Source organism: Caulobacter sp. RHG1 (assembly GCF_013181195.1).
Classification (GTDB): domain Bacteria; phylum Pseudomonadota; class Alphaproteobacteria; order Caulobacterales; family Caulobacteraceae; genus Caulobacter.
This window is the reverse complement of the sequence record NZ_SMZP01000006.1, coordinates 189,836-207,722: the sequence shown is the minus strand read 5'-3', so window position 1 is coordinate 207,722 and position 17,887 is coordinate 189,836. Positions and strand designations below refer to the sequence as shown.

Annotated in this window: 16 protein-coding genes and 1 pseudogene; 13 read left to right on the top strand and 4 right to left on the bottom strand. The window is 68.5% G+C overall.

Annotated elements, in window-relative coordinates:
• Positions 1-87 precede the first annotated feature (87 nt).
• Positions 88-948, top strand: a complete 861-nt coding sequence (locus E1H18_RS17465) for a hypothetical protein (RefSeq protein ID WP_172270802.1) — start codon at positions 88-90, stop codon at positions 946-948.
• A 6-nt stretch (positions 949-954) separates the two neighbouring features.
• On the opposite strand, the gene E1H18_RS17460 is transcribed toward E1H18_RS17465, so the two are convergent.
• Entirely contained in the window at positions 955-1,422 is a 468-nt protein-coding gene (locus E1H18_RS17460) for an Lrp/AsnC ligand binding domain-containing protein (protein WP_172270800.1), read from the bottom strand.
• 443 nt (positions 1,423-1,865) lie between these two features.
• Here E1H18_RS17460 and putA point away from each other — a divergent pair, with 443 nt between their 5' ends.
• The 4 genes from putA to E1H18_RS17440 all read left to right on the top strand — a co-directional run bounded on the left by putA (position 1,866) and on the right by E1H18_RS17440 (position 9,408).
• Positions 1,866-4,955, top strand: coding sequence for a bifunctional proline dehydrogenase/L-glutamate gamma-semialdehyde dehydrogenase PutA (putA, locus tag E1H18_RS17455; RefSeq protein WP_172271220.1), 3,090 nt, complete (start codon positions 1,866-1,868; stop codon positions 4,953-4,955).
• 67 nt (positions 4,956-5,022) lie between these two features.
• A complete protein-coding gene (locus tag E1H18_RS17450) occupies positions 5,023-6,396 on the top strand; it encodes a S9 family peptidase (protein WP_172270798.1) in 1,374 nt (457 codons plus the stop codon).
• On the top strand, positions 6,393-7,709 hold the full coding sequence (locus tag E1H18_RS17445; protein WP_172270796.1) for a mannanase: 1,317 nt from the start codon (positions 6,393-6,395) through the stop codon (positions 7,707-7,709). Before E1H18_RS17450 ends, E1H18_RS17445 begins: the two co-directional genes overlap by 4 nt.
• 85 nt (positions 7,710-7,794) lie before the next feature.
• Complete coding sequence (locus E1H18_RS17440) at positions 7,795-9,408, top strand: carboxylesterase/lipase family protein (RefSeq protein WP_172270794.1); 1,614 nt, start codon at positions 7,795-7,797, stop codon at positions 9,406-9,408.
• Here E1H18_RS17440 and E1H18_RS17435 read toward each other — a convergent pair.
• The 3 genes from E1H18_RS17435 to wrbA all read right to left on the bottom strand — a co-directional run bounded on the left by E1H18_RS17435 (position 9,389) and on the right by wrbA (position 11,676).
• On the bottom strand, positions 9,389-9,544 hold the full coding sequence (locus tag E1H18_RS17435; protein WP_172270792.1) for a hypothetical protein: 156 nt from the start codon (positions 9,542-9,544) through the stop codon (positions 9,389-9,391). The genes E1H18_RS17440 and E1H18_RS17435 overlap by 20 nt on opposite strands.
• A 171-nt stretch (positions 9,545-9,715) precedes the next feature.
• A complete protein-coding gene (locus E1H18_RS17430; protein WP_172270790.1) occupies positions 9,716-10,537 on the bottom strand; it encodes a flagellin in 822 nt (273 codons plus the stop codon).
• 539 nt (positions 10,538-11,076) lie between these two features.
• The gene (wrbA, locus tag E1H18_RS17425; protein ID WP_172270788.1) at positions 11,077-11,676 is read right to left on the bottom strand and encodes an NAD(P)H:quinone oxidoreductase; all 600 of its coding nucleotides are present in this window, start codon (positions 11,674-11,676) and stop codon (positions 11,077-11,079) included.
• A gap of 138 nt (positions 11,677-11,814) precedes the next feature.
• On the opposite strand from wrbA, the gene E1H18_RS17420 reads away from it, so the two are divergent.
• The 8 genes and pseudogenes from E1H18_RS17420 to E1H18_RS17390 all read left to right on the top strand — a co-directional run bounded on the left by E1H18_RS17420 (position 11,815) and on the right by E1H18_RS17390 (position 17,881).
• Positions 11,815-12,714 (top strand): LysR family transcriptional regulator, encoded by a 900-nt coding sequence (locus tag E1H18_RS17420; RefSeq protein ID WP_172270786.1) that lies wholly within the window; start codon positions 11,815-11,817, stop codon positions 12,712-12,714.
• A gap of 37 nt (positions 12,715-12,751) precedes the next feature.
• A pseudogene (locus E1H18_RS27135) lies at positions 12,752-13,012 on the top strand (helix-turn-helix transcriptional regulator); the annotation flags it as partial.
• A gap of 181 nt (positions 13,013-13,193) precedes the next feature.
• The gene (locus E1H18_RS26875) at positions 13,194-13,544 is read left to right on the top strand and encodes a hypothetical protein (RefSeq protein WP_370526542.1); all 351 of its coding nucleotides are present in this window, start codon (positions 13,194-13,196) and stop codon (positions 13,542-13,544) included.
• A 196-nt stretch (positions 13,545-13,740) separates the two neighbouring features.
• Positions 13,741-14,094, top strand: coding sequence for a hypothetical protein (locus E1H18_RS17410; RefSeq protein ID WP_172270782.1), 354 nt, complete (start codon positions 13,741-13,743; stop codon positions 14,092-14,094).
• 108 nt (positions 14,095-14,202) lie between these two features.
• On the top strand, positions 14,203-14,652 hold the full coding sequence (locus E1H18_RS17405) for a hypothetical protein (protein ID WP_172270780.1): 450 nt from the start codon (positions 14,203-14,205) through the stop codon (positions 14,650-14,652).
• Between the two features lie 51 nt (positions 14,653-14,703).
• Entirely contained in the window at positions 14,704-15,876 is a 1,173-nt protein-coding gene (locus E1H18_RS17400; protein ID WP_172270778.1) for an acetyl-CoA C-acetyltransferase, read from the top strand.
• Between the two features lie 140 nt (positions 15,877-16,016).
• The gene (locus tag E1H18_RS17395; protein WP_194248057.1) at positions 16,017-16,649 is read left to right on the top strand and encodes a glutathione S-transferase family protein; all 633 of its coding nucleotides are present in this window, start codon (positions 16,017-16,019) and stop codon (positions 16,647-16,649) included.
• A gap of 152 nt (positions 16,650-16,801) precedes the next feature.
• On the top strand, positions 16,802-17,881 hold the full coding sequence (locus E1H18_RS17390) for an efflux RND transporter periplasmic adaptor subunit (protein ID WP_370526541.1): 1,080 nt from the start codon (positions 16,802-16,804) through the stop codon (positions 17,879-17,881).
• Positions 17,882-17,887: the final 6 nt, after the last annotated feature.

The window sequence follows — 17,887 nt, the reverse complement described above, 5'->3', positions numbered from 1 at the left end:
CTGGAGCCGCCCCTTCCACCCACTTTTCCGCTTTACAGCGACCGCCGCACGCGCGACCCAGGGTTGATCGCCCTTGTCGAGGTTCGCATGCGCCTTTCCACCCTGTTTCTGGCCGCTGGCCTGCTGCTCGCCGCCGCCCCCGCCCAGGCCCAGAAGGCCGCGCCCGCGCCGCCCGCCCAGCCGGTCACCATCGCGCTCGAGCCCTATCTGGGCGTGCTCTGGTCGTTCGAGGCCAAGGTCGCCGGCGCCCCCCGCCGCTTCCTGATCGACACCGCCGGCGGCTTGACCGCCATCACCCCCGCCGCCGCCAAGAGCATCGGCTGCCAGCCCTGGGGCCGCATCACCGGCCACCGCATGCGCGGCGATCGCGTCGACCTGGAACGCTGCGACAAGGTCGCGATCGAGGCGGACGGCGTCGCCCTGGCCCCGCCGACCGTGGGCGTCTTCGACTTCGCCAAGCTGCTGCCGCCCAACGCTCCGCCGCTCGACGGCTCGGTGGCGCTCGACGCCTTCGCCGGCCGCGCCGTGACCCTGGAGTTGGGCGCCCAGCGCCTGGTGATCGAGACCCCCGCCAGCCTGAAGGCTCGCATCAAGGGCGCCGCCGAGGTCCCGGTCCGCTTCGCGCGCGACGCCGGCGGCCTGGCCCTGACCCCGTTCGTGCCGGTCCCCACGCCCAAGGGCCCGGTCTGGATGGAGCTGGACAGCGGCAGCAACGGCGCCGTCGTCGTCGCCCAGCACAACGCCGCGCTGCTCGGCTTGAACCCCGACAGCAAGGACCGTCAGCCCATCAAGATGTCGATCGAGGGCGGCCCCAAGATCGACGCCCAGGCCCTGGTCATGGACCTGGTCATCGACGGCAACATCGGCGTGCCGACGCTGAAGGACTGGGTGGTGACCCTTGACCTGGCCAACGAGCGGGCGTGGATCAACGCGGCGGCGCACCCCTAGCGCCCCCTATAGCGGCAGTTGCACCGTGCTCTTGACCTCTTCCAGCACCGCATAGGTCCGCGTCTCGCGGACGCCAGGCATCTTGACCAGGATGTCGCCCAGGAAGTTGCGGTAGGCCTCCATGTCGCGCACGCGGGCCTTGATCAAATAGTCGAAGCCGCCGGCGACCATGTGGCATTCCAGGATCTCGGGAGCGCGGCGAACGGCGGCGGCGAAGTCCTCGAAGGTCTCGCCCGTCGTGCGCTCCAGCACCACTTCCACGAAGATCAGCAGCGCCCGGTCGACCTTGGCCGGGTCCAGCAGGGCGGCGTAGCCGGTGATGTAGCCCCGCTCGCGCAGGCGGCGAACGCGGTCGAAGGTGGCGGCCGGCGACAGGTTGCAGCGCTTGGCCAGTTCGGCGTTGGTGATGCGCCCATCGGCCTGCAGAACTTTCAACAGCCTGCGATCGGTATCATCAAGAGCGGAAATGGCCATGGCGCGATATTACCGAAGAAGCTTCGAAAATGAGCGACGACAAACGTAGCACATTCGGCAAGCTTGGCGTTACACCTTTGATCGTTCCAGTCCTGCTCGGCGCCCCTCCCCCTCCTCAAAGGGCGCTCTGCAGAAGCGGCAAGGCCGCGGCTGGGACTGACGCGACGCTCGCATCTCTCCCCCTAGCTGGGCGTCGCGCATGAGAGGAAGGGACGTCAGCGTCTCCCCCACCAGACGTCCCTTCCTCCCTCCCCCCTTTTTCAGCGAACGCTTCCAGCGCATCCTCATGCCTGGCTTCCGCCGATGACGCCGCTGGAGCGGACGCTGATTTTCGGCGCTCATGCCGAATAAGCAACGACCTCCGCGCCGAACAAACGAAGCACCTTTGGCTGAAGTCGAGTTAGACCGACGATATCTCAATAACGGAACCGACCATGACCGACCTGGCCAACTGGGACAGCCTCGACGACGGCAAGTATCGCGACGAAGCGGCCGTGATCGCCGACCTGCTGGCCGCCGCGCCCCTGTCCAGCGAAGACCGCGCCGCCGTCCGCGCCGAGGCCGAGGCCCTGGTTCGCGGCGCCCGCCGCAGCGTCCGCAAGCAGGGCGTGGTCGAGAGCTTCCTGCAGGAATTCAGCCTGGGCACCCGCGAGGGCCTGGCTTTGATGTGCCTGGCCGAGGCTCTGCTGCGCACCCCCGACGACGACACCCGCGACAAGCTGATCGCCGAGAAGATCGGCTCGGCGGATTGGGCGTCTCACCTGGGCGGCAGCGACAGCCTGTTCGTCAACGCCTCGACCTGGGGCCTGATGCTGACCGGCAAGATCGTCGAGCCCGACGACGAGGCCAGGAAGGACCTGCCCGGCTTCGTCAAGAAGCTGGCCGGTCGCCTGGGCGAGCCCGTGATCCGCGCCGCCGTCGGCCAGGCCATCCGCATCATGGGCGAGCAGTTCGTCCTGGGTCGGACGATCGAAGCCGCCATCAAGCGCGCCGCCAATGACGGCGACATGTGCAGCTTCGACATGCTGGGCGAAGGCGCCCGCACCGCCACCGACGCCGAGCGCTATGAGAAGTCGTATGCGGACGCGATCGAGACGGTCGGCAAGCTGTCGAAGGCCGCGGGTCCGGAAGCCGGCCACGGCGTCTCGGTCAAGCTGTCGGCCCTGTGCCCGCGCTACGAGGCCACCCACGAGGACCGCGTGTGGGAGGAGCTCTATCCCCGCACCCTGCGCCTGGCCAAGATCGCCGCCAAGCACAACCTCAACTTCACGATCGACGCCGAAGAGGCCGATCGCCTGGCCCTGTCGTTGAAGCTGCTGGACAAGCTGTGCCGCGAGCCGGAGCTGGGCGACTGGACCGGCCTGGGCTTGGCCGTCCAGGCTTATCAGAAGCGCTGCGGCGAGGTGATCGCCCGCCTGAAGGCCTTGTCGCAGGAGACTGGGCGTCGCCTGATGGTGCGTCTGGTCAAGGGCGCCTATTGGGACAGCGAGATCAAGCGCGGCCAGGTCGCCGGCCGTCCCGACTATCCGGTGTTCACCACCAAGCCGGCCACCGACCTGTCGTACTTGGTCAACGCCAAGGCGCTGATCGGCGCGGCCCCGCACCTCTACGCCCAGTTCGCCACCCACAACGCCCACACCCTGGCGGCCGTGGTGCGCATGGCCAAGAACGCCGGCGTCAAGATCGAACACCAGCGCCTGCACGGCATGGGCGAGGCGCTCTACAAGGCCGCCGACGACCTCTATGACGGCATCACCCTGCGGGCCTACGCCCCAGTCGGCGGTCACGAGGACCTGCTGCCCTACCTCGTTCGCCGCCTGCTGGAGAACGGCGCCAACACCTCGTTCGTCCACGCCCTGCTGGACGAGCGGGTGCCGGTCGAGAAGGTCGTCACCGACCCGATCGACACCGTCGAGGCTCATCCCGACCGCCACGCCAAGATCCCGACGCCGATCGACGTCTATGGCCCTCGCCGCCAGAACTCAGCCGGCCTGGACCTGTCGGTGAAAGCCGACCGCGAGCGCCTGCAAGCGGCTGTTGCGGCCCTCGACACGGTCACCCTGTCGGCCGGTCCGCTGATCGCCGGCAAGGTCGCCGCCGGCGGCCCGCCCCTGCCCGTGGTGGCGCCCGCCGACGCCAGCAAGGTGGTCGGCGCGGTCTCCGAAGCCCAGATCCCGCAGATCGACGAAGCCTTCCGCCTGGCCCGCGCCGCACAACCGGCCTGGGACCTGGCTGGCGGCCCGGCCCGCGCCAAGATCCTGCGCGCCATGGGCGACGCGCTGGAAGCCAATATCGACCGCCTGATCGCCATCCTGTCGCGCGAAGCCGGCAAGACCCTGTCGGACGGCATCGCCGAGGTCCGCGAGGCCGTCGACTTCTGCCGCTACTACGCGGTGCTGGCCGAGGACCAGTTCGGCGACGGCGAACTGCTGAAGGGTCCGGTCGGCGAGACCAACACCCTGCGCCTGGCCGGTCGCGGCGTCTTCGTCTGCATCAGCCCTTGGAACTTCCCGCTGGCCATCTTCACCGGTCAGATCGCCGCCGCCCTGGCCGCCGGCAACGCCGTGCTGGCCAAGCCCGCCGAGCAGACGCCGCTGATCGCCTTCGAGGCCGTGAAGCTGTATCACGCCGCCGGCCTGGACAGCCGCCTGCTGGCCCTGCTGCCGGGGCGCGGCGAGACGGTGGGCGCGGCCCTGACCAGCCACGAAGGCCTGGACGGCGTCGCCTTCACCGGCGGCACAGACACCGCCTGGCGGATCAACCAGACCCTCGCTCAGCGTCAGGGCCCGATCGTGCCGTTCATCGCCGAAACCGGCGGCCTCAACGGCATGTTCGTCGACACCACCGCGCAACGCGAGCAGGTCATCGACGACGTCATCGTCTCGGCCTTCGGTTCGGCCGGTCAGCGCTGCTCGGCCCTGCGCCTGTTGTTCCTGCCGGAAGACACCGCCGACCACATCGTCGACGGCCTGAAGGGCGCCATGGACGCCCTCGTGCTGGGCGATCCAGCCCAGGCCGTCACCGATGTCGGCCCGGTCATCGACACCGAAGCCAAGGACGCTCTGATCAAGCACCACGAGCGCCTGAAGCGCGAGGCCAAGGTGCTGCACGCCCTGCCCTCGCCCGACGGGGGGACCTTCTTCGCCCCGGTGCTGGCCGAGATCCCGGCCGCCGACTTCCTGGAGCGCGAGGTGTTCGGCCCCGTGCTGCACGTGGTGCGCTACAAGCCCGAGCACCTGGCGGAGGTCGCCGGCGCCCTCGCCGCCCGCCGCTATGGCCTGACCCTGGGCATCCACTCGCGGATCGAGAGCTTCGCGGCCGACGTCCAGCGCCTGGTCCCGGCCGGCAACGCCTACGTCAACCGCTCAATGACCGGCGCCGTCGTGGGCGTCCAGCCGTTCGGCGGCGAGGGCCTTTCGGGCACCGGCCCCAAGGCCGGCGGCCCCCATGCGCTGCTGCGCTTCGCGGTCGAGCGGGCGCTCAGCGTCAACATCACCGCCCAGGGCGGCGACCCGGCGCTGCTGAACCTGTAGGACGCGACTTCACAACCCCCGCGCGCACGGCCTACACTCCCCCTCGGTTTGGGGGAGTGTAGGCCACATGCGTCATCCGTCTCACGCGGCGTTCGTCGCCGCCCTGCTCGCGCCCGCCGTCGCCCTGGCCCAGGCCGGACCGATCGCCGGCGACTGGTCCGGGGTGCTGGACGCGCCCAGCGGCAAGCTGCCGCTGATGTTCCACATCAAGCCGGACGGCTCGGCCACGCTGGACAGCCTGGCCCAGAAGGCGATGGGCCTCCCCGCCCGCGCCACGTTCACCAACGGCAAGGCGCGGTTGGAGCTGACGATCGCGGCCGCCAGCTTCGAAGGGACGCTGTCGGCGGACGGCAAGACGCTGCAGGGCCAGTGGCGCCAGGGCGGCGGCGACGCCCCGCTGGTCATGACCCGGACAGCCGCCACCGCCATCGAGGTCGAACGGCCGCAGACGCCCAAGCCACCCTTCCCCTATCGCGCGCAGGACGTGACCTACGCCAATCCGGCCTCTGGGCTGGTTATGGCCGGGACCCTGACCCTGCCGCCGGGCCAAGGTCCGTTCCCCGCCGTGCTGCTGATCACCGGTTCAGGGGCGCAGGATCGCGACGAGACGATCTTCGGCCACAAGCCGTTCCTGCTGCTTGCTGACGCCCTGACGCGGCGAGGCGTGGCGGTGCTGCGCGTCGACGATCGAGGCGTTGGCGGCTCCGCGCCTTTCGCCGCAAACGCCACCCTCGACGACCAGGTCAGCGACGTGGCGGCCGGCCTGGCCTGGCTGCGCGCCCGCCCGGAGATCGACAAGGCTCGCGTCGGCCTGCTGGGCCATAGCGAGGGCGGAACCCTGGCGATCCGCGCCGCGGCCGCCGATCCGAAGGTCGCCTTCGTCACGCTGCTGGCCGCGCCGGGCATACGCGGCGGCGATCTGATCGTCGATCAGGTCGGCTCGATCCTGAGGGCCGCCGGCGCCCCGCCCGCCACGATCGCCTCCGCCCAGGTCAGCCAACGCGAGATCATCGACGTGGTGATTTCGCCGCGCGAGCCCGAAGAGGCCCTGGCGGCCCTGAACGCCATCCTCGACCGCCACGGCGCTCCCGCCGACGCGCCTCAGCGCCAGATGCTGAAAACCATGCTTTCGGCGCACTATCGGTCGTTCGCCCGGTTCGATCCTCGGGCCGATCTGAGCCGTATCCGCGTCCCGGTCTTGGCCGTCGGCGGCGGCAAGGACACCCAGGCGCCGGCGGCCGAGAACCTGGAGGCGATAAGGGCAGGCCTGCCGGTCGGGGCCGACCTCACGACCACCCAGTTTCCAGGCCTGAACCACCTCTTCCAGACCGCCGGGACCGGCCTTATCGGCGAGTACGCGGTGATCGAGGAGACCATGGCCCCGGCGGCGCTGTCGGCGATCGTCGACTGGACCGTCGTCCACGCCGGCGCCGGCAAATGAACCCCACGCGCCGCGCCCTGCTCGCGGCGCTGGCCGCCCTGCCAGTGCTGGGCGCCGCGCGGCCGCCCAGGGGCTTCGTCGCCGTGGCGAACGGCCGCCTCACCCTCGACGGCAGGCCCTATCGCTTCGTCGGCGCGAACCTTTGGTACGGCGCCTGGCTGGGCGCGCCGGCGGCCTATGGCGACCGCGCGCGGCTCTCGCGGGAGCTGGATCGCCTGAAGGCGTTGGGCGTCACCAATCTGCGAGTCCTGGGCGCAGGCGAGCGCTCGCCGGCCAAGGCCGCGGTCAGCCCGACCTTCCAGGAGCGTCCCGGCGGCTACGACGCCAACCTGCTGAAGGGCCTGGACGTCCTGCTGGCCGAGATGGCCGCGCGAGACATGAAGGCGGTGATCTATCTGAACAACTTCTGGGATTGGTCCGGCGGCATGCCGGCCTATCTGCGCTGGGTCGGAAACGGGCCGTGGTTTCAGCACGGCGACGCCAATCATCCGTGGCCAGATTATCCAGACTACACCGCCCGCTTCTACGCCGACGACAAGGCCAACGCCCTCTTCCGCCGCTACGTGAAGAGCCTGGTCGGAAGGGCCAATACCGTGACCGGCAAGCCCTATCGCGACGATCCGACGATCATGGCCTGGCAGCTGGCCAACGAACCGCGGCCGGGCGGTTCGGACGCGTTCGGTCTTTCCAACCTGCCCGCCTACCAGCGCTGGATCGCCGAGACGTCGGACTTCATCAAGACCCAGGATCCGCGCCATCTGGTCAGCACCGGCAGCGAGGGCGAGATGGGCTGCCTGGGCCGCGAGACCTGCGTGCTGGACGCCCATCGTCCCGCCAGCATCGACTATGTGACGGCGCACATCTGGCCCAACAACTGGAGCTGGATCGACGCCAGCAACCCCGCCGCCACCTACGACGCTGGCGAGGCGCGCTGCCGCGACTATGTCGCCCGCCACATCGCCCTGGCCCGACAGTTGAACAAGCCTCTGGTCATCGAGGAGTTTGGCCTCGCCCGCGACGCCCGCGCCTTCGCGCCGGGCTCGGCCACGGCCGACAAGGACCGCTTCTACCAGGCGATCTACGATCTGACCCTGGCCGACATGCGGGCTGGCGGGCCTCTGGCCGGGACCAACTTCTGGGCCTGGAACGGCGAAGGCCGCGCTCAACATCCCGACGCCTGGTTCGCGCCAGGCGACAAGGCCTTTGTCGGCGATCCCCCGCAGGAGGAGCAGGGCCTTTACGGCGTCTTCGACACCGACGCCTCGACGCTGGACATCATCCGCGACCATGCGATGGCGGTGCGTAAGATTTAGCGGATTGTCACCGGTGTCACGCGTGCTACCGGTACCCGCAAGTCGCCCCCAGAAGCGCCACAAAGACGCTTGGAGAGGAACCGCCATGACCGCTACCCGCCGCACCCTGATCACCGGCGCCGCCGCGCTGACCGCCTATGCCGCCCTGCCCGTGGTCGGCTACGCCGCCCAGCCGCGCTCGCCGATCGTGACGACCACCGCCGGCAAGGTCCGCGGCTATGTCCAGGATGGGGTCAGCGTCTTCAAGGGCCTGCGCTATGGGGCCGATGCGGGCGGTGAACGACGCTTCGCAGCCCCGGTCGCGCCGCAGCCCTGGACCGACGTCAAGGACGCCACCGCCTATGGCGCGGCCTCGATGCAGACCGGCAAGGGCGAAGAGGGCGAGGCCCTGTCGGAGGACTGCCTGTTCCTCAACGTCTGGACGCCTGCAAAAGCCGGCAAGAAGGGCCTCGCGGACGGGGCCAAACGGCCGGTGATGTTCTACATCCACGGCGGCGCCTATAACGGCGGTTCGGGCGCCAGCCCGTGGTACGAGGGGACCAAGCTGGCCAAGCGCGGCGACGTCGTGGTCGTCACGGTCAACCACCGCCTGAACGCCTTCGGCTATCTGTATCTGGCCCGCCTCTTCAACGATCCGTCGGTGGCCGACAGCGGCAACGCCGGCCAGCTGGACTTGGTGCTGGCCCTGCAGTGGGTGCGCGACAACATCGCCGCCTTCGGGGGCGATCCGGGCAATGTGATGCTGTTTGGCCAGTCGGGCGGCGGGGCCAAGATCGCCACCCTGATGGGCATGCCGGTCGCCAAGGGCCTGTTCCACCGCGCCGCCACCATGAGCGGCCAGCAGGTCACCGTCGGCGGCCCGTTCAACGCCACCCGCCGCGCCCAGGCGTTCCTCGACAAGCTGGGGATCAAGGATCTGGCGGCCCTGCGCGCCCTTCCCGCCGACCAGATGCTGGCGGGGATGAAGGCCATCGACCCGATCGCCGCCGCCGGCGGGGTCTATATGGGCCCGACCCTGGACCAGCGCAGCCTGACCCGCCACCCGTTCTTCCCCGACGCCTCGCCGGTGGGCCTGTCCGTGCCGATGATGTGCGGCAACACCCACGACGAGACCAAGGGCTTCATCGGCTTCGACGCCAAGGCCTTCCCCAAGACCTGGGACGAGGTCATCGCCCGCCTGCCGGGTCAGTTCGCCGCCCGTATCGACATCGATCCGGAGACCGTCGTGGCCTTCTACCGCCAGACCTATCCGAACTATTCGCCGGCCGACGTGTTCTTCGCCGCCTCCACCGCCGGCCGCTCGTGGAAGGCCGCGATCATCCAGGACGAGGAGCGGGCCCGCGCCGGCGCGCCGGCCTACGCCTATCAGGTCAATTGGAAGTCGCCCAAGGAAGGCGGCATCTTCGGCGCGCCGCACACCATCGACATCGGCCTGGTGTTCGGCACGCTGGACGCCAAGGGCTCGATCGTCGGCGCGGGGCCGGACTCGGTCGCCATGTCCAACACGATGAGCGACGCCTTCATCAACTTCGCCCGCAGCGGCGATCCGAACGGCGGCGCGCTGCCCAAGTGGGAGCCCTATACCCTGGAGCGCCGCCAGACGATGGTGTTCGACACCGTCTCACGCCAGGAAGACGACCCGCGCGGCGCCGAGCGCAAGTTCTTCAACCAGGTCCCGTTCACTCAGTTCGGGACTTGAGTTCGTAGGGAAGAACCGTCGGCAGGCAATCGACCAGGATCCGGGCAGCCAGTTCCGGCTCGGCCTCGATCGCCGGCGGCTCGCCGAACACGGCCCACCACAGCTCGATCCACGCCTGACGCTCGTCGTAAGTCACTCTCAACGCTCCTCCTCGAACCTAAAATGGTTAGAAGGAACAAGACGTTGCTGGTTAACGACGGGGTAACCAAGGAATCGTGCTGAAGCTTGGACAAAGAAAAAAGGGCGGACCCGGAGGTCCGCCCTTTCTGAGGCTCGTCGACCGCCGAAGCGGCCAACCGTACCGCTATTAACGGAACAGGCTCAGGATCGACGAGGTCGACGAGTTGGCGATCGACAGCGCCTGCACACCCAGCTGTTGCTTGGTTTGCAGCGACTGCAGCTTCGCGCTTTCCTTGGCCAGGTCGGCGTCCACCAGGTTGCCAACGCCGGCGTCCAGGCTGTCTTGCAGCTTGCCGACGAAGCTCAGGTGAGCGTCGAGGCCGGCCGAGCTGGTGCCCAGCGAGGCCAGCTTGTTGGTGGCCGATTGCAGGGCGCCAGCGATCTTGGTGATCGCGCCCTTGGCGCCGGCGGCGTCGGTGAAGGTCTCACCGTCGGTCAGGCCGATGCCGGCCAGCGAGATCGTCTGAGCGTTGACCGTGAAGCTGTCGCCGTCGGCGTTGGCCAGGAAGGTGAGCTTCGTGGTCTTGCCGTTGGCGATCGACACGCCGTTGAACTTCGAGTTGTCGACAGCCTTGATGATCTGGTCGCGCAGCGAGTGGAAGTCAGACTGCAGCGCCTTGAACGACGCGGTGTTCAGCGAGGTGTCGGAAGCGGCCAGGGCCTTTTCCTTCATCTTGCCGAGCAGGTCGATCACGGTGTCGCCCGAGGCCAGAGCGACGTCGATGGTCGACTGACCGCGTTGCAGCGAGTCCTTCACCGAGTTCAGCGACTGGCTGGCGGCCGTCTGGTTCTTGGCGATAGCCCACGTGGCGCCGTTGTCCTTGGCGGTCGCCACCTTTTTACCGGTGTTGATGCGCTGCTGGACGACGCCCAGTTCCGAGTTCGTTTGGTTCAGGTTTTGCAGGGCGATCAGAGCGCCCGAGTTCGTGTTGATGCTGTTCAGCGCCATGACGAAACACTTCCTATTCGAGGTGTCCCGGCGTCGTTTTGACGGCCGGTGGGCATTTTGCCCAGCGACCAATATCCACAAGCTAGCTTTCTACTTCGTTGAGAAAATCCAGAATCAAAATGAAGATCGAGGTCTATTTTGTTAATGATGAAGGGAAGTGAAAGTAAAAATCTCTGAATCAAAATTATAGTATTTGTTCCAAAATGGCACATCGGCGTCCTGCCACGCACGACGGCCAGACTCGCTAGACTCAGCGAGCCCGCAGCGCTCAGAGTCTAGACAAATCCCCGGACTCATTGATCCACAGCGTAGACTCGGCGCGATCGGTAGGGCTTGGCCACGGCCCGCAGGGCAAGGACATAAGCGGCGGCTTTCCAGATCCCGGCCAGAAAGGCGGTGCGACGGCGCATCGAGAGTCTCCCTTTCTGAGTGCAACGAAGAAAAGGCCGGCTGGCTCCCGGGAGGGGGAAGGAGCCAGCCGGCCTTTCATGCCGGTCGCGATGGGGGAGGCAGCGACCGGCGGGTCGCCCAGGCTGAGATCAGCCGTGCAGCTTGATCGCCGTCTCGGCGATGCGACGACCCTGATAGCGGGCGCCGTCCAGCTCGATCGTGCTGGGCTGACGCGAGCCGTCGCCGCCAGCGATGGTGGTGGCGCCGTACGGGCTGCCGCCGGTCACTTCGTCCAGCGTCATCTGGCTGGCGTGGCCGTAGTCCAGGCCCACGATCGTCGTGCCGAAGTGCAGCAGGTTGGTGATGATCGAGAACAGGGTGGTTTCCTGACCACCGTGCTGGGTCGCCGTCGAGGTGAAGGCGCCGGCCACCTTGCCGTGCAGGGCGCCGCGGGCCCACAGACCGCCGGCCTGGTCGAAGAAGGCCGCGACCTGCGAGGCCATGCGGCCAAAGCGGGTCGGCGCGCCGACGATGATAGCGTCGTAGTTGGCCAGGTCCTCGACCGCGGCGACCGGGGCTTCCTGGTCGAGCTTGAAGTGAGCGCCCTTGGCGATCTCCAGCGGCACGGTCTCAGGGATGCGCTTGATGTCCACTGTGGCGCCGGCTTGCTGCGCGCCTTCGGCGACGGCCTTGGCCATGGTCTCCAGGTGACCGTAGGACGAATAATAAAGAACCAGAACCTTGGCCATCACGGCCTCCTTGCTTGCGGTCGAAGGCGGGGACGTCACGTCCTCGTCGTTGGCGGAGGTTTTGGCGCCGCGCGCGCTCGCAAAACAGCCGAATAAAATCGTCTGTTATGTTCGAGATTTTCGAACGATCATGGGATCATGACCGAGCCCCGCACGCCGACCCTGGACCAGCTGACCGTCTTCCTGACCGTGGTCGACGCGGGCGGGTTCGCCGCGGCCGCGCGACGGCTGAACCGGGCCAATTCGGTGGTCAGCTATGCGATCGCCAATCTGGAAGCCCAGCTAGGCCTCGTCCTGTTCGACCGCGATGCGGCCAAGTCGCCGGTGCTGACCGAGCAGGGTCATGCTGTGCTGGCGCAGGCCCGCCTGATCGCCGCCGACGTCGCGGGCCTGCGCGCCAAGGCCAAGGGGCTGCTGCAAGGCCTGGAGGCCGAGGTCCACCTGGTGCTGGATGTCATGATGCCGACGGCGCGGGTGGTCGACGCCTTGCGCGCCTTTCGCCAGACCTTCCCGACCGTGACCCTGCGCCTGCACGTCGAGGGTCTGGGCGCGGTGACCCAGATGGTGCTGGACGGCCGCGCGACCCTGGGCGTGGCCGGACCGCTGGACGTCGTCAACGGCGGCGAGGCGCTGGAGACCATCGCTGTCGGCGCCACCCAGCTGATCCCGGTGGCCGCGCCCGACCATCCGCTTTCCCAGGGCCCCAATCCGCCCGGCGCGGGACGCGGCCACACCCAGCTGGTGCTGACCGATCGCTCGCACCTGACGCAAGGCCGCGACTTCGCCGTCGCCAGCGCCCACACCTGGCGGCTGGCCGATCTCGGGGCCAAGCACTTGCTCCTGAAAGAGGGACTGGGCTGGGGCAACATGCCCGAACCCCTGGTTCGCGAGGATCTCGCCAACGGCCGTCTGGTGCGCCTGGACATGCCCGAACTGGTCGAGGCGCACTACGCCCTGCACGCCATTCACCGCCGCGACACGCCGCCCGGTCCGGCGACGGCCTTCCTGATCGAACGCTTCCGCCAACAGGCCGCCTGAGCCCTTGCCGTACAACGGATGGGCAGCCGAAGACTTCATGGCCAAGTTTTCATGTCGCCAAGCTTGCAGAACGGAAAAACGTTCGCCTAAGGTTCCGCCCGATGGACAAGGGCGACCCTTCACTGCAGACCCGATCGAAGGGTTGGACCGTCTCACGGAGCGTGAGCGCGAATGCTTGGCGTTGGTCGATCGCCACATGAGCTCCAAGGAGATCGCTCGCGAGCTGGGCCTTTCCAAGCACACTGTCGACTGGCACCTGGACAAGGCCCGCAAGCGCCTGGGCGCAAGTGATCGCTACGACGCCGCCCGGCGGGTGTTTGCCAGCCGGGTGCTTGATAGGGCGCATCAGCCCCCCTCCGATAAGACCCGCCCCGATCAGGGGGGCGCCCCCCCTCCGATCGCATCGGGGTCCGATCCGTCCCGGCTAGGCGAACAGCCCTCGTCGCGGTCAGCTGACCGCATCGACGAAGGAGTTGTCCGTGAAAGAGCTTACCCCCCAACAGAAGGACGTCATCGGCCGGGTGACCTATCTGCGCCAGGACGTGACGAACTTCCAGCAGACCTGGCCGACCCTGAACCTGGCCGAGCAACTGCCGCCGATCACCTGGGGCGAGCTGGAACGCCAGTTGGTCAGCCTGGCGGCCACGCCGTCCAGCGCGGACATGGTTCACGACCTGATGACGGCCACGCGCAAGCAGGCGCCGTTCAAGCCTTCCGAGATGGTGATGCGCGAGATCCTGTGCATCGCCAGCGCAGTGATGGACGAGACGTTCCTGTCGGACTCCGAAGCCTCCTCTCCGGACTGGGAGGCGGACGACCCAATGAACTGAGCCTTCCGCTCAGACTGGCCTTCATCGCCGCGGTGATGATCGTGACCGCGATCGCCTTCGGTTCGATCCTGGCCGGCCTGCACGCTCTGGAAGCCATCTTCCCCTAGAGACTCCCTGCCCGCCGACTTGGGCGAGCCCTTCGCACAGATCCCATCCCTTGCAACGCGCCGAGCCGATCGGCGCGAGGAGACTGCTCATGCTGAAAGAACGCCGCCTGGCCGCCGAAACCGTCGCCGAAGCCCTGTTCGCCGCCGAGAAGGCCATCGACACCGCCATCGCCCAGACCGCCAATCTGGCAGGACTGATGCCGACCACCCGTCAGGACGCCCGCCTCTCGGCCATCGTCGGCCAGGAAGCCCTGATGCGCGCCATCGAGACCATGCAGGCGCTGGGCGTGGCGCGGCAGAACATCGTCGAGACCCACAAGCAGCTCTCGGTCGCCCAGCGCGACATCGGCCTGGGCGCGGTGGCGTTCGGCAATGCCGGCGAGAAGCCCGACTCCGTCCCGCCCTCGGGCCGCCTGGGCGTGGTCGGTCGCAGCGCCGCCTGACGCCCGCCTCCCCTTTCAGGGCGCCGTCGCCGCTCCTCGTCACGCGAGGGGCGGCTTCGTCGTTCGAAGTGCTAGGCAGAGCGGATTGAAAACGGCAACCTGGAGCCGATGAACTACGCCCACCTCTACCAATGGATCGGTTTCGCCTGGCTGGCGGCCGGAGTCGCGCCGGCGCTGCTGCGCGGCGGCTGGCCCGAGCGCAGCAGCGCAGCCGCGATGATCGTCGCGTGGTTCGGCAGCGGCCTCGTCCAGAACACGAGCCAGTTCTTTGGCCCGCAGGTCGGGATCACCCTCATCGACCTGATGCTGCTGACCCTGCTGGTCACCATCGCCCTGGTCTCGGACCGCTGGTGGCCGATGTGGGCGGCCGCCTTCCACGGCCTGGGGGTGATGCTGCACCTGGCCGTGCTGCTGGACGAGAAGGTCATGGGCCGCGCCTATTTCATCGCCGGGACGGTGTTCAGCTTCCTGACGGTGCTGGCCCTGTTCCTGGGCTCGATCCAGCGCCGGCGCGTTTCAGCGCTGTCGCCTCCTGACGCCGCGTCACCGCTGACATAGCGTCGAACGCCTGTTTCACTTCCTCCCAACCAACGACCTCGGGAGGACATCATGGGCGAAGCCTATATCGTGGCGGCCGCGCGGACGGCCGGCGGACGCAAGGGCGGACGGGCCTCGAGCTGGCATCCCGCCGACCTGGCCGGCACGGTGCTGGACGCCCTGGTCGCCCGCAGCGGCGCCGATCCGGCGTTGATCGAGGACGTGATCATGGGCTGCGTCGGCCAGGTCGGCGAGCAGGCCATCAACATCGCCCGCAATGCGGTGCTGGCCTCCAGCCTGCCCGAGAGCGTGCCGGCCACATCGGTCGACCGTCAGTGCGGCTCGTCGCAGCAGGCCATCCACTTCGCCGCCGCCACCGTGATGTCGGGGGCCATGGACGTGGTCATCGCCGCGGGCGTCGAGAGTATGAGCCGGGTGCCGATGGGGCTGTCGTCGGCCCTGCCCTACAAGAACGGCTTCGGGACCTACAAGAGCCCGCGGATGGAGGCGCGTTATCCCGACATCCAGTTCAGCCAGTTCGCCGGCGCCGAGATGATCGCCAAGAAGTATGGCCTGACCCGCGAGGCGCTGGACGCCTACGCATTGTCCAGCCACCGGCGGGCCGCCGCGGCGACCAAGGCCGGCAAGTTCGCCGCCGAGATCGTGCCGATCGAGATCACCCTGCCCGACGGCTCGACCGCCCTCCACGACGCCGACGAAGGCATCCGCTGGGACGCCAGCGCCGAGTCCATCGGCTCGGTGAAGCTGCTGACCGAGGACGGCCGCCTGACCGCCGCCACCTCCAGCCAGATCTGCGACGGCGCGGCCGGCGTGATGATCGTCAACGAGCGGGGCTTGAAGGCTTTGGGCGTCGAGCCCCTGGCTCGGATCCACCACATGACCGTCATCGGCCACGACCCGGTGATCATGCTGGAAGCTCCGATCCCCGCCACCCAGAAGGCGCTCGAGCGCTCGGGCCTGAAGATCGGCGACATCGATCTCTATGAGGTCAACGAAGCCTTCGCCTCGGTGCCGACTGCCTGGATGCAGGTGACCGGCGGCGACCCCGACAGGCTGAACGTCCACGGCGGCGCCATCGCCCTGGGCCACCCGCTGGGCGGCTCGGGCGCCAAGCTGATGACCACTCTCGTCCACGCCCTAAAGGACCGCGGCGCCCGCTACGGCCTGCAGACCATGTGCGAGGGCGGCGGCCTGGCCAACGTGACGATCGTGGAACGGCTTTAAAGCTCTCCGTCTCCCCGGTGAAAACCGGGGCCCAGATCGAACCCACGAACCTCCCCCCGTGTCAAAGGCCGTTGGCGCGAACTCTCCAGACGCTCAGGATGAATCTGGGTCCCGGCTTTCGCCGGGAAGATCGGGTTAAGATGATCACCCTCTTCCACTGCCGCGACGCCCGCTCCTTCCGCCCGCTCTGGGCGCTGGAGGAGCTGGCCCTGCCCTATGAGCTCAAGCTCCTGCCGTTCCCGCCGCGCTTCCGGGCGCGGGAGTTTCTGGAGGAGAACCCGCTGGGCACCGTGCCGTTGCTGGTCGACCGCGACACGCGGATGACCGAGTCCGCGGCGATGATCGAATATCTGTCGATGCGCCACGGCGGCGGCGCGCTGTCGGTGCGGCCCGACGAGCCCGGCTACGGCGCCTATCTGAACGGCCTGCACTATGGCGAGGCGACGCTGACCTTCCCGCAGACCCTGGTGCTGCGATACGGCCGACTGGAACCGGAGGAGCGCCGCAACCCGCAGGTCGCCGCCGACTACGCTCGCTGGTTCCTGGCCCGGTTGCAGGGACTGGAGACGACCTTGCAGGCCGCGCCGTTCGTCGCCGCCGGACGCTTCACCGGGGCAGACATCTCGGTGGCCTACGCCCTGCTGCTGGCCCAGGCCCTGGATCTGTCGGAGGAGTTCCCGCCCGCCGTCGCGGCCTATTGGGAGCGGCTTCGCAAACGTCCCGCCTTTGTCCGCGCCCAGGCCGCGCAGGAGGTCGCCCCCCCCAGCTTGTGACCGCCCCTTATCGTCTTACGGCAAATTAACTCAGCGACTACGGCTTTGTCGGCTAGAAGGCCTTCGGATATCAGCAGTCTCTGGGGATGATCGTGCTTTACCGGATCGATGGGCGCCGCCCGACGTTGCGCGCGCTGGCTTTGGTCCTGGGCGTGAGCGCGATCGCTCTGGCCGGCTGCGGCGGCAAGGACGACAAGAAGACCAAGAAGCCGACCGGCCCCGCCGCGGCTCAGACGGTCAGCGTCGCCACGGTCTCCAGCCAGCCGATCCCGCGCCAGATCAACGCCACCGGCACCATCTCCCCCTGGGAAGAGGTCCCGGTCGGAGCCGAGACCGGCGGCCTGACCGCGCTCTCGGTCAATGCCGAGGAAGGCCAGACCGTCCAGGCCGGCCAGGTGCTGGTCAAGCTGAACGACAGCCTGATCGCCGCCCAGCTGCGCCAGCAGGACGCCAGCGTCGCCAGCTCCCGCGCCACCCTGGCCGAAGCCCAGGCCGCCCTGGGCCGCGCCCAGGAGCTGAAGGCCCGCGGCTACCTGTCCCAAGCCTCGCTGGACACCGCCACCGCCCGCCAGGGCACGGCGACCGCCAACCTCGCCGCCGCGCAAGCCGCTCGCGCCGAGACCGCCGCCCGCCTGGCCCAGACGTCGATCCGCGCCCCGGTCGGCGGCTTGATCAGCCGTCGCAGCGTCACCAAGGGCCAGATCGTCAGCGCCGGCAGCGAGCTGTTCCGCATCGTCCGCGACAGCCGCCTGGAGCTGGACGCCGACCTGCCCGAGACGGACCTGGCCTCGGTCAAGGCCGGCATGCCGGCCCGCATCTATTCCGACAAGGTGGGCGAGACGACGGGCCGCGTGCGCATCGTCACCTCGGAGGTGAACACCACCACCCGCCTGGGCGTCGCCCGCGTGGCGTTGTCGTCGATGGGCGGCTTCCGCCCGGGGATGTTCGCCCGCGCCGTCATCGACGCCGGCGACCAGCCGGCGCTAGTCGTGCCCAGCGCTTCGGTTCTCTATCGCGAGAACCGTCCCGGCGTGTTCGTGGTCGACGCGGCCAAGAAGGTCCACTTCCGTCGCATCACCGTGCTGACCAACACCGGCGACCGCGTGGCCGCCACGGGCCTGAGCGCGGGTGAGAAGGTGGTGGTCGACGGCGCCGGCTTCCTGGGCGAAGGCGACCTGGTGCGCATCGGCCTCTCGCCGACCCCTGCTCCCCAATCGACGCCCAAGCGCTGAGGCCGG

Coding starts and splice junctions, on each gene's coding strand:
- E1H18_RS17420 (WP_172270786.1), top strand. CDS start 11,815: ATGACCGAGCCCCGCACGCCGACCCTGGACCAGCTGACCGTCTTCCTG.
- E1H18_RS17450 (WP_172270798.1), top strand. CDS start 5,023: ATGCGTCATCCGTCTCACGCGGCGTTCGTCGCCGCCCTGCTCGCGCCC.
- E1H18_RS17400 (WP_172270778.1), top strand. CDS start 14,704: ATGGGCGAAGCCTATATCGTGGCGGCCGCGCGGACGGCCGGCGGACGC.
- E1H18_RS17440 (WP_172270794.1), top strand. CDS start 7,795: ATGACCGCTACCCGCCGCACCCTGATCACCGGCGCCGCCGCGCTGACC.
- wrbA (WP_172270788.1), bottom strand. CDS start 11,676: ATGGCCAAGGTTCTGGTTCTTTATTATTCGTCCTACGGTCACCTGGAG.
- E1H18_RS17430 (WP_172270790.1), bottom strand. CDS start 10,537: ATGGCGCTGAACAGCATCAACACGAACTCGGGCGCTCTGATCGCCCTG.
- E1H18_RS17405 (WP_172270780.1), top strand. CDS start 14,203: ATGAACTACGCCCACCTCTACCAATGGATCGGTTTCGCCTGGCTGGCG.
- E1H18_RS17395 (WP_194248057.1), top strand. CDS start 16,017: ATGATCACCCTCTTCCACTGCCGCGACGCCCGCTCCTTCCGCCCGCTC.
- E1H18_RS17465 (WP_172270802.1), top strand. CDS start 88: ATGCGCCTTTCCACCCTGTTTCTGGCCGCTGGCCTGCTGCTCGCCGCC.
- E1H18_RS17460 (WP_172270800.1), bottom strand. CDS start 1,422: ATGGCCATTTCCGCTCTTGATGATACCGATCGCAGGCTGTTGAAAGTT.
- E1H18_RS17445 (WP_172270796.1), top strand. CDS start 6,393: ATGAACCCCACGCGCCGCGCCCTGCTCGCGGCGCTGGCCGCCCTGCCA.
- E1H18_RS17410 (WP_172270782.1), top strand. CDS start 13,741: ATGCTGAAAGAACGCCGCCTGGCCGCCGAAACCGTCGCCGAAGCCCTG.